The organism is Gemmatimonadota bacterium, assembly GCA_009838845.1.
In the GTDB taxonomy this organism is placed as follows: domain Bacteria; phylum Latescibacterota; class UBA2968; order UBA2968; family UBA2968; genus VXRD01.
The window spans coordinates 1-11,802 of the sequence record VXRD01000058.1 but is presented as its reverse complement, the minus strand read 5'-3'; the positions used below and the strand labels follow the sequence as shown (position 1 = coordinate 11,802).

At 51.4% G+C, this 11,802-nt stretch carries 8 protein-coding genes; 5 read left to right on the top strand and 3 right to left on the bottom strand.

Features of this window, described 5'->3' with window-relative positions; genetic code table 11:
* Positions 1–433: 433 nt before the first annotated feature.
* The 3 genes from F4Y39_08460 to F4Y39_08450 all read left to right on the top strand — a co-directional run bounded on the left by F4Y39_08460 (position 434) and on the right by F4Y39_08450 (position 5,988).
* Positions 434–3,571, top strand: a complete 3,138-nt coding sequence (locus tag F4Y39_08460; GenBank protein ID MYC13744.1) for a GWxTD domain-containing protein — start codon at positions 434–436, stop codon at positions 3,569–3,571.
* Positions 3,561–5,114 (top strand): hypothetical protein, encoded by a 1,554-nt coding sequence (locus F4Y39_08455; protein ID MYC13743.1) that lies wholly within the window; start codon positions 3,561–3,563, stop codon positions 5,112–5,114. The genes F4Y39_08460 and F4Y39_08455 overlap by 11 nt, the downstream gene beginning before the upstream one ends.
* A gap of 115 nt (positions 5,115–5,229) precedes the next feature.
* The gene (locus F4Y39_08450; protein ID MYC13742.1) at positions 5,230–5,988 is read left to right on the top strand and encodes a hypothetical protein; all 759 of its coding nucleotides are present in this window, start codon (positions 5,230–5,232) and stop codon (positions 5,986–5,988) included.
* Positions 5,989–6,008: 20 nt separating this feature from the next.
* On the opposite strand, the gene F4Y39_08445 is transcribed toward F4Y39_08450, so the two are convergent.
* The 3 genes from F4Y39_08445 to F4Y39_08435 form a co-directional block, all read right to left on the bottom strand.
* Complete coding sequence (locus tag F4Y39_08445) at positions 6,009–7,652, bottom strand: amidohydrolase family protein (protein MYC13741.1); 1,644 nt, start codon at positions 7,650–7,652, stop codon at positions 6,009–6,011.
* A 17-nt stretch (positions 7,653–7,669) separates the two neighbouring features.
* Complete coding sequence (locus F4Y39_08440; protein ID MYC13740.1) at positions 7,670–8,785, bottom strand: exo-alpha-sialidase; 1,116 nt, start codon at positions 8,783–8,785, stop codon at positions 7,670–7,672.
* Positions 8,786–8,887: 102 nt separating this feature from the next.
* On the bottom strand, positions 8,888–10,264 hold the full coding sequence (locus F4Y39_08435) for a hypothetical protein (protein MYC13739.1): 1,377 nt from the start codon (positions 10,262–10,264) through the stop codon (positions 8,888–8,890).
* Between the two features lie 185 nt (positions 10,265–10,449).
* Between F4Y39_08435 and F4Y39_08430 the strand changes: the two genes are divergently transcribed.
* Together F4Y39_08430 and F4Y39_08425 are read left to right on the top strand one after the other, a co-directional pair.
* Entirely contained in the window at positions 10,450–11,271 is an 822-nt protein-coding gene (locus F4Y39_08430; GenBank protein MYC13738.1) for a phytanoyl-CoA dioxygenase family protein, read from the top strand.
* 30 nt (positions 11,272–11,301) lie between these two features.
* Positions 11,302–11,664 carry an XRE family transcriptional regulator gene (locus tag F4Y39_08425; GenBank protein ID MYC13737.1) on the top strand — a complete coding sequence of 121 codons (363 nt, stop codon included), beginning with the start codon at positions 11,302–11,304 and terminating at the stop codon, positions 11,662–11,664.
* Positions 11,665–11,802: the final 138 nt, after the last annotated feature.

Here is an 11,802-nt window from a genome sequence, read left to right as displayed (position 1 = left end):
TGCTGAAGCAACAAGATTCTATAATCCCAATGCTTTAGATTTGGGAGTACGTCAATTATACCTCTGATGCCAGGACCGGTCCGCGCTGGCTTCGCACACATCCGCCCACAGAGGAACGCGTTCGCGCGCTCTGTGAACTCAGGGATCGCACAAGACCTTTTCCATCTGCGCCCGTTTTACCAGCGAGCAGGACAATCGGTCCGCGGCGTATTACAATTACTTAAAGCGGTTGCAAAACATCAGAGCGCGGCTCAATGCAACACCAACGCCTTTTGCGGTATCCACCAACAATTTGATCTGGTCTTGACAACGAGTTTTTAATTGGCTATTTTTTTGAAACTTATATGCTAATTATTTCGCATAACATCATTAAGAGGGATTGAGTGTCCGAGAGACTGAAAATTTTTCAATTAGTACTTAAGACCGAGATGCCATGATGCAAAATACAATGAGACATATTTTTTCAATTTTATTGCTCGTGTTTTCCTCAGCGGTGCAGTGTGAGGAAGTGTTGCCGCAGCGTGAAGCGGTTCCTCGTCTGGCGGTGTTTCCGTTGGTTTCGGAGAAAGATCCCGATTACGGGGTTTTTATGGCTGACCGATTGGTGGATGAGTTGATGCGCCATCGGGATATTCCCGCCTATCAGGGGCGCTGGTTTGAACTGGTGGAGCCTGATACGATTCCACGGCTCAGGATGAAGGGGATGGTGGAGACAAAACAGGCGTTGAAAGATTATGATTTATTTTTGTTAAAAACAGCGGCTCGCGCAGATCGGGCGTTGATCGGATTTGTTTCTGATGCCGGGACGCGCACATTGCATGTGCGGATTGTGGATTTGGACACTGGGGAACCGGTTTGGATGGGCAAAGCGCGAGATGATGTCAAATGGCAGTGGATTTATGCCCAGCGCGATATAGGAGAGATTGCACTGGGCAATTTAATGTCGCAACTCGGGTTTCAGGAAGCCAATCGGCACGGGAGGATGATGCGTTCAGATGAATGGCCGTTGCAGGTGGTATTCACGCCTTTGCACACTTCGCAAAAAGCACTGGTGGGAGGGTATGAGCGGTTGATTAGAGAGGGTATGATAAGTGATGGGTTATTTGATGGATTGGGTATGTCACAGCCAATAGGCGCACGCCTGAGTACTGCGGACCGGACGTTGTTGTCGCATAAGGTAGATGCTGTTTTATGCGGTAGTTTGATGGCTACGGGCAAGGACAATGCGATCAATGCTGTGGGGGTTGCGCTGCGGCTGATTGATACGTCTTCTGGGCGTATTTTGTGGGCGGGCAGTGCCAATGGTCGGCGCGTCTGGCGCAAGGATCGGTTTGACGATTTGTCGCAGACGATTGCCACAGATCTGGTCGCGGGATTGGCAAAAGTTAAGTCGGGTACTCAGACAGATGCCTGGGCAAATCAGCCTGAGCCGCAAGATGGACCGGGCTGGGTGAATCGGGGGATGGTCGCGCTGGAGCGCGGGCTTTTGAGCGATGCTGAAGAGGCATTTTTAAAGGCAGAGTCTTTTGAGGGTAGTGAGGTGCTATCTTATGAGGGCTTGGGGCGGGTTTATGCGCGACGCCCAGCCCTGCGGCAGCGCGCTATTTCGTATTTTTATCGCGCTATAGAGGCGGATACGACGCGCGCAGATTTGTATTACCAGATGGCGTCGGTGTATTTTGATATCGGGACGAGTCAGTGCGTGGATATGGCGTTTCGGGCGATTGCGATTGATTCGACGTATAGCGCGCCCTATCAGTTGTTGGGTGACTGGTTTGCGCGCGATGATTTTTACGCTTTGTCTCAGGACAATACAACAGCCGCTGCGTATTATACGCACTATTTGTCTCTGGAGCCGGATGATGTTGGTGCGGTGACAAAGCTGGGTGCTGTGTTGTTGCGTATGGAGGATCAGCAGGCGATCGCGCGACAGATTTTGCCATTTATGAAACGCCATCCAGAGGCGCTTGATTTGTTGCCTGTTGCGGCACAGTGGGCTTATCGGGCGGGGGATTACGAGCGCGCTTCGGAGTATTGGGATCGGTTTTTGGATCGGATTGATGCACAGACGCTGGCGTTGCACGTCGATCCAACCCCTATTTTGTCAGATGCTCAACGCGCGACCTACAATGCGCTTTCTAAGGGGGAGAAGCAAGATTTTATCGATCGATTCTGGATGCAAAAGGATCTGGATCCGACTACAGAAGTGAATGAGCGTTTGCAAGAACACTATCAGCGCGTGTGGATGGCGCGGCAATATTTCGCAGGGTCTGCGTATCCATGGGATCGACGAGGTGAGGTGTATTTGCGCTATGGCGAGCCGGATTATCGCTCTCGGTCTGGTCGCGCGCCTGGCGTAATGAGTGTTGCGGTGCAGCGGGTGAAAGACGAGTTGTACGCGCAGTTGTACACGCGTCCGCCCGAGGGCGCGCTCGTGGGCACGGTGTTTCCTGTGCGGAGTTCGCGTGCGATGTTTGCCGATTCGTTTAATCTGATGGGAAGAAATGACGCGGATTCTCACACGATGGGCGATGGTTATTTGCCCGTTACCTCTGGGGAAGATAATAGTCTCGTACCCTGGGAATCGTGGGTGTATGTGACGGTTGGCGGGGGGATGGAGATTACATTTACGGATGAGATGGGATCGGGGCATTTCAATTTTGCGCCGATTCCGCTGCGCCAGCCGATAGGGATGCGGTCCATTGCCAGGATTCAGGAAAATGCGCCGGAAACGTTTTATATGCAGGCTGTGGGCGAGATGCCAGAGCAATACCGACCGTGGTGGCAAACGCGGGCGTTGGAATTTTATTTTGATGTGGCCGATGCGCGTGGGGGATATTTCATGACACGGGTGGATGTGGCCTATGGTTTGCCGATAGATGTGGAGAAGATCGGCAGAGGCGATTTGACGCTATCTATGGCGCTGTACGATTCGGTGACAAACCGCGCGTTTCGCACGCGTCGAACGGTTGTGCGGAAAGACACGCTATCTGATTCGGATGCTATGCTGACCGATTTGTTGACCTTGTCCGTGCCGCCCGGCACGTATCATTTAACGGTGAAGGCGGAGAATGTCAGTGCCAATCGCGTTAGTTTGTTGCGGCAGGTTCTTGCGGTTGAGCCTTATGGCGATTCGGAATTGCAGATGAGCGATCCGGTATTGGCCGCTCAGATTGACGAGACGGATGTGGATGATTCTTTTCGCCGCAAGAATCTGCGCGTGCTGCCTTTGCCTACGCGCGCATTTCTCATTGGGCAGGAGATGGGGTTGTATTTTGAGGTGTATAATTTGGTGGCAGACGAGTTTGGGCAGACGCGCTATCGCGTTACGATTCAGATTGCGGCTCTGGAACAGGTAGAGGGTTTGCGAATGCTGCTGACCGGTCAGGAGGTCAATCCCGAAGTGTCGATGTCATTTGAACAGGTGGATACACAGCCGAGCGTGCAGGTTTATCAGTTTGTCGATCTGACAAAGGCGAAACAGGGGCGCAACCGGGTGAAAATTATCGTAGAAGATTTAAATGCACAGCGTCGTGTTTCAAAGGAGATTGTGTTTCGATATGGGCAATAGTGTCAGATATTTTTTATTGTGTCTTCTGGTGTTGGCCGGGTGTGATTCCAGGCGCGATCTCGCTACTGATCCGGCTAATTCGCGGATTGTGGTCCCCTTTGATCTGAGATATGACGAGGAGCAGAATGCGGTTGTACTCGAATGGGAATATCTGGGTATTGAACCTGTGGCGCGCTATCGTTTTTGGCGCAGCGAGCGCGATGGCTGGCGCGGATTTCCCTGGCGTGATTTGCCTGCGCCTTCGCGGGAAGCGAACCCCCGTGCGGATGTGTGGGAGATGATGCCGATCGCGCATTTTGATATCCAGGCTGGTGAACAGCACCGTTATAGCCTGCATACAGAAACCGCCGAAAAGAAACCAGCAAGAGCAACCATAGGCTCGGTGCAGATTCCCGGGGCGATATTGGAAACGATCCAGTTTTTGCCCGAAGAGGGTACAGCGGCTGTCAACTGGCATTTGGCGGCAGGTGTTCCCCGTCGCTATGAGTTGTTGCGTGCTGTAGATGATGCGGCAGAGCAGGTGATTTTTCAGTCTGAAGATCCCACAGTTTCGAGTTTTACCGATGTGATTATGGAAGGCAACCGCAAATATACGTATCGCTTGCGGAATACGATGGACCGCGATGTGGTGCTCGATAGTCGCGAGATGTTTATATACCCGTATCAACGGCGACTCAATTTCAATATTGTCGAGGCACCGAATGTGTTTGTAGCTTTGACGTCCGCTACTACTTTTGCAAGTCCCGCGCTGGCGGTGCTCGCGACATCCGATGCCATTTCCATACGCGAGGTCGATCATACGGGATATGAGGGTGATCCGCGCGTACTGTCCGTGCCCAACCGCGCGGGGTTGCGATTGGAATCTCTTTCTGTTGTCGCGGTCTCTGCTGGAATCCGCGTTCTTCCCACTGTATTGCTCAGCGGCATTTTGTCAGAGACCAGAGAGGTGCAGTTTTCTGCGTTTCGGTCAACTCAGTTGAGCATCTCTGAGATTCCCTGGCAATACGATGCCTGGCGCGTTGTGGATTCTGAGTTGCCTACCGCGATGGCGATTGCGCGAGATGGCACGATTTGGGTGGGTATTGGACGGAGGTTAAAGGCTTTCTCATTTAATGTAAATACCATTATTGAACGTGGGTCTTATGATACGGACATTGAAGGTGCGATCCAAAGTCTTGCGGTTTTGGGATCTGATATCTGGATGGTGACGACATTGGGAGAGGTGTTTCGAACGGATACAAGTCACATGGGGGCACAGCCTGTTTGGGAAGAGGTTGTGTTGCCCAATGGTGTTTTTCCCGTATGGGTTGGCAGTGGTCCCAGGGCTGTATTTGTACTGGCTCGGGATCGAGTTATAGTTTTTAACGCTGACGGACAGCCTGTCTTGCGCTGGCGTATTATAGATGATTTGGCTTTGGATCCTGCTGGTTTGGTTGTCTCTCATGATGGCGGTGTGTATGTATGGGATGCACAAAATCGTATAGTTCTGTTTAAGAATGCGCCCCCGTTTCTGGTGCCTTTTGTCCAGGCCGATCCGAATTGATTGAGGGGATAAGATAAAATCTGGGGCTGGAGACTGGAGACTGGGGCTGGTGTGTTGGGTGGTCGTCTCACCTTCGGGAATTGGTGGCGAAATCCAAATTAATCGGGGAGAAGAGATGTGGTTTTTGGTTTTTATGGTAGTGGTTGGTACATTTGGTATTGCAGGTGCTCAGGATGTTCCGCCTTATGTTCGAGAGGCCGAAGCGCGCTACAAACAGGGTGATTATGGAGGTGCGATAGGGTATTTGTTGGCTGTGCCAGGTGTGGCGCAACTCTCGCCAAAGCTGACGCCGATGAATCGGAATTCGCGCGCGCGTTTGTTTTTTGATCTGGGCTGTTGCTATCTCGCGGCGGGGGATTCCCTACATGCCGATTGGGCGTTTCGAGAGGCTTTTGCCCTGAATAACCGATTGGACCGGGGATATTTTGAAAATGCAGATCCGGGCGCGTTCTGGTGGGCTTTGTTGCACGGTGAGGAGGCCGCACGCCGCCTGAAGACCAAACGCTTGTCCGCTGCGATGCGGTCTTTGGTCTTTCCAGGATGGGGGCAGTATTACCGGGGGTATAAGAAAAAGGGATACGCATTTCTCGGTGCAATGGTTGGTACGTCTGTCGTGCTGGGGATGCAGTATCGGAATTTTCAGAGTGCCCTCAATCACTACAATCAGACGAATATATTTCAACATGTAAACCAGCGATATACAAATGAGGATGGGACGCGCTATACCGAGTGGGAGGCGCGTCATCGAGAGGTCAAGTCCAGTGAAAAGCGGGTGAATATGCTGATCGGTGTGCTCGGTGCGATTTGGGTTCTGAATCTATTTGATAGCGTGGTTTTTGAGCCGGCACCTATGGGTTTGACGATCGCGTTTTGACTTTTAGTCCGGAGCCACCTTCACGTTTTTCGATATACTGTTTTGCCTCCCACAATTGTTTCCCTTACGGCAATGTCCTTTACAGCCAGCACATCTCCTGCAAATGGATTTGATTCTAAAACTACGAAGTCTGCCAGCTTGCCAACCTCTATCGATCCTTTTGCATCTTCTTCAAAATTTTGCCAGGCGGCGTCAATAGTGATTGCCCGAAATGCCAGTTCCAAATCAATGCGCTGTGCATCGCCCATACACTGTCCACTGCGCGAGAGACGGTTCACTGCGGACCAGACGGAAAATAGCGATTTGGTCGGCGTCACTGGCGAGTCGTTGTGGATGGTAAAGCGAATCCCTCGATCAGATGCTGATTTCAATGGGCTGATTCGATGCGCGCGCTCTGCTCCTAAGAAAATCGCTTCGTGGCGGTCGCCCCAGTAATAGGTGTGTTGAACAAAGAAAGAGGGTGTCACGCCCAGTGTCTGCATTTTATCGAGCTGATCTTCTCTGACTGTTTGACAGTGCTCAATGCGATGCCGCGTATCTGTGCGGGGCGTTTTTTGTTGCGCCTGTTTATAGGCAGATAAAATATCGTCAATCGCCGCGTCTCCATTGCCGTGAATAGCAATCTGCTTGCCCGCCCGATGGGCTTCATCCACCATCTCGACCAATGCTTCTCGGCTTCGCATCGGATAGCCACAATACTGGGCATCGCCCATAAATGGTTCGTGATAGGGTTTGCTCAGATAACCCGTATAGCCCTGGATTGATCCATCCTGAAACATTTTTACCGCGCCCAACCGCAAGCGATCTGTTCCAAAACCCGTTTTTAATCCACTTGTCTCCAGAATCGACTGTTGCCCCGGCTTGCTTTTCCCGGTCATGCAGACCACGCGCAAGGGTAGCTTGCCGCTGTCAATGGCTGTTTGCAGTCGGGATATGTCGCGGCGAGTACAGCCAGCGATTACTACGGAGGTTACGCCTTCGCGGACATATTCATCTACTGCAATCTCCAACCCCTCAAACCACTGGGCTTCGTTCAATGGGGGGATCAGATTTCTCACAGGGCGCATTGCGGTTTCTTCCAGGACGCCGTCCGGCTCTCCTGTGATGAGGTCTTTGCGAATTACTCCGCCCGTTGGATTGGGCGTATCGGAATGGACTCCGGCGCGTTTCAATGCACATGTATTTGCCGATGCAAAATGGCCCGAGGTGTGGACGATGCAAATCGGGTGGTTCTGCGAAGCCCGATCCAGATCTGCTCGTGTCGGGTGTCGTTTTTCCTCCAGCAGGGTATCGTCGTAGCCCCTGCCCAATACCCACTGTCCCTCTGGTACGTCTTTGGCCCGCTCTGCTAATAGTTGTACTATATCATCGATTTTTTCCACGGGTCCCATTGGCGGAGAATTGCAATTCACCGAAGAAACAGCCACGAGTCCCGCGCTCGGGAAATGTCCATGCGTGTCGTAAAAACCGGGTAGCATGGTTTTTCCCTTGAGGTCGGTACGTTCGGTGTCGGGACCTGCAAGGTCCATAATTTCACGATCAGATCCCACAGCGCATATAGATCCTTTCAACACGGCAACCGCAGTCCCTTTGTGATCGGCCATGGTGATCAGGTTGCCATTGTAAAATACCCTGTCTGGCTGCAGGTTCTGAATGGTTTTCATTATTTTCTCCTTGAGTGTTACTCTTCCTCATTTAGGGACGGGTCGTCTATCGTTCGTTCTCTGAAATTTTCAATGCGATGAAATGTCAAATAGTTCGCGTCATGTCCGTTGTGCGCGCCGCCCAGGCCATCGTCATAAGCTGTGCGCGATGCCACGATTATATCGTTTTCTTCAAATTGCCAGTCAACGTATTGAAATGCGTGTTTCTCTGGATCGGGATGGTGTAGGATCACGGATTCGATTCGCCAGGTCTGTAGATTGGCAGATGATGTCAAGACCAGTGTGTTTCGTTTTGCCGGCGGATCGGTTTGTTTGCATCCCAGTGACCAATAGCGCTGTGTTTGATCGTCAAATCGAATTGTGAATTTTACACCGCCGCCCGGGAAATCGATCAGGTCTTTATCCCGATCGTGTGTCAATGTTTTGCCATCTTCTGAGATATGCAAAATAGCCGCTTTATCGCTTTGCGCCTGTATCTCTTCGGGAGAGACATTTCGTGCATTTGAGCGCAAGATGTTTACCAGTTTGTTATCTGGCGTGATCACGATATTGCCTTCAATCCATTGTGAACTTGACCAGAGGTGTTGGTACGCTTCGCTAAATCGCCAATTTTTAGCCTGGAGCAGATCTGCATCTTCGGGTACGGAAAGAACCTGCGCTTTCCACTCTTCTCGCGGACCATGGGCCAATTCAAATGCGCGCCAGAGATATCCATTGTGAGCGACGACGGGCATTGGGGCACAGTGATAGCGATCCTCAGTAGAGATTTGTCCGGTGTGTTTGTCTTTTGGTACTGTCCATGTTTCACCTCCGTCCGTAGATCGCCGAATTACGGCATAGCCATATTCGCGGCTTGTGCCGAGCAGATAAAGTTCGTCTTTGTGCAAAAAAAGGTTGGACCACCACTGGCCGATCAATTCGGATATTTGAGTCCAGGTTGTGCCTTTGTCGCGCGAACAGAATACAGCCATGCGATCGTAATTTGTGCCCGGTCCAAAAAAATCATGGGATGTTATGTAGTCGCCGTTGGGCATGATGACGATACTCGGGCTGCCCACGTATTGTTTTGTACTGGCGGGGCTGTGATCAATCACGACGCCAGGTACTTTTGAGTGGTCGGGTTTGAAAGACAATTTACCTCCTTAGCGAATCAACGGAGCGGTGTAAAACTGGTTCAGGCCAGTTCATCAACGAATCGAAGCTCGTAGTGATTTTGGGAGTTGGGCGGGGTTCGTCTATTCGTCTATTCGATTATGGCTGATTTGAACGCCAGCAGTTTCGTCTATGGATAACGCACCTGCTGTGCCGTTTCCGATTCGGTTGTTGCTCAACAAATTGCCAGTCCCTATACCGTTCCAGCGAACTGTTGAAACGGTTTCTTTTTGTTTTCTCCTCTCCAGCAGGGTACATCCGGTGATGCTGATGTCATCGGAGTCGGTTACGTATATCGCGCTGGGATAGCCGTCCAGGATCTGGCAGCCGTTTACGGTGAGCCGGGCGCAACGGATGATTTCCAACAGGCCTTGACGATTGTCTTCGTCATCCTGAATGCCTTTGAATTCGTGAAGGGTTGATCCGCTCATAATACTGTCTGTGCTGTTTATAAATTGGATGCCAGTGCAGCGCGAAGGACCATAATCGGGATTGTGGTCAAAGCTGTTGCTGCCGATTACGATATTTTGCGCGTGTTCTACCAGGAGGTTTCGGTTGACTCCATTGTAGATTGCGTTTCCCGAGATGACGACACCTTTTGCTGCGATGAGGTGGATGTTGTTTTCTTGCGAGCCGATCAAATTGCCCGCGATGGTGAACATGCCCACTTTGTTGTTCGTCTGGGGAGAGTGGCCAATCATCAATATATTCGCGCCTCCAGGTGAGGGTTTTGCCTGGATGGTATTGCCCGATATGGTGCCTTCGCGGACGGTGGCGGATCCGTCGCTGGTGTCGATCCAGATGTCTGCGGATCGGTCCGCTTCTTTGTCGAAGTTGTATTCGATGTCGTTGCCGGTGATTTGCAAGTTGCGGATTTGCGAGCCGATGATTTTGATGCCTCCACGTTTGCAATAGCTTATATGAGAACCAGTTACGATGATTTGATGCAGATCTACATGGTCGAGGAAGATGCCTGCTCCGCGGTTATCGTGCAGATGACAGTGGGAGATAAGGACGTTGCGGGCGCGGTCGCGTATGTGGATGGCGTGGTTTAGCTTCCGCAAGAGTACGCCTTCAAAGGTTGCCTGCATGGTGCCTGTTAACAAGAAGCCATCTGCTTCGGGGTGTTTGCCTTCGATCTCTAAATTTGATATTGTGGGCATTCTTTCATGGGTCCAGACGTGCAGTTCAAAGGTTTTGGGATCGGCCGAGCGTCTGTGTGTGCCGGTGATTTGAAATGCGGGTCCTGCACTACCCATGAGGATTTTTGCTGCACCTCCCGATCCATCTATGCTCACCCGCCCACTGTCGGCCAATTGCACGTTGATAGTGTGCGTAATGAGATAGTCACCTTTTGGAAATTGTAGGGTTCCGTCTCCTTTTGCCAGCGTGTCTTCAATTGCTTTTGTATCATCGGCGATGCCATCTCCTCTGGCTCCGAAATCTCGCACATTGCTCATGGTTTACGCCCTTTCTGGTGTTTGGCGATTTGCTGTATCAGGCATCATATATAGAGAACTGTGCTCTGTCAAGCAGGGCCGTTTCGCAGGACTAGGCGTTTTTCAGTTGCTTCTGGCAAGTCCCGGTGATAGTTTGGAAGTCAATCTAATCACGCAAGCTGTCCAATTTCCGAGGAGGTCACACCGTGCATCCTCTTACTTCGTTTGACGACTCGCACCACGAACAGTTTATGGCTGAGGGATATCTGCGCCTGGGGCATCTTCTGTCGCTTGGAGAACTCGCTGCCCTTCAGCAGCGCATTGACGATATTATGCTGGGTCGTGTCCGCTATAAAAATATGCGTTTTCAACTCAATCCCAAAACGCCGGATGTTAGAATGGATCGCACGCTGGGGAATCAGGAGCAGACGCTCCATTATCGACGTATCGATGATCTGGAACAGGATCCTCTCTTTCTCACTTATATGCAGCATCCCCTTATCCGCCAGATTACCCGTCGCTATATCGGCGAAAATGTTTCGGTTTTTCGCTCTATGTTTATGAATAAACCCGCTGAGAGCGGTACGATTTTGCCCTGGCATCAGGATATCGGCGTGGGTTGGGGCATTGATACCAATCCGATTATCACGGTGTGGACAGGGCTGGATGCGGCCACTGTTGCCAGCGGCTGCATGCAGATTGTGCCGGGTAGCAATAATCTGGGTATTCTCAATGAGCGGCACTATACTTCTGAAGAGGATCAGGCCAGGTACGCCGGGCCAGAGGATGTGACTGATCTGGAGACCGAAGCAGGGGAGGCTGTTTTGCTGCACAATTTTCTGCTCCACCGCTCGGCTCTCAATTCGACGCCGTCGCCCCGACGCGCTTTTAGCGCGACTTACATGGATGCGCGAACGCGTTCTTTAAAGACTGGTCAGACGTTTCCGCGCCTCTTTGGGGAGGGAGCACTCGACCCCGCGACAGTGTCGGGAAAAGCGTCCGATCTGGTACAAGTATTCCATGGTTGAACAAGGACGTCTATGGCGAAGAGTAGAGCAATGAAGACGAAAGAGATCAAAATCGAACGTGGCAGCGGTAACGTGTTCGCGGACCTGGAGCGGTCTGATGCTGAGGCTCACTTGTTAAAGGCGGAGCTTGTCACCCGCATTGACAAGATTATTCGTCAGCGTGGACTCAAGCAGGTCGAGGCGGCGAAATTGCTGGGTTTGTCCCAGCCTGATGTTTCACGCCTCCTGAGAGGGGATTTTAGGGAATATTCCATGGAGCGTCTCCTGCGTTTGTTGACGGCACTTGGGCGTGACGTAGAAATCGTTATTCGGAAACCGGTATCTCATCGGCAGGGAAGGCTACATGTACAGATAGATCAAGATCGTACTACTGATCGCTTGGTCTATAAGTAGGACACAGCGAGCCTTGCGATCCGTCGAGAGGTATAAAGTGTGGGTGAAGTAAAGAAAAGAGGGTATCACAAAAGCCGACGTTTATGCGTTGGGTTTTTTTTGGATCAGTCTGCTGTGATAGATCTCTGTCAATAATAC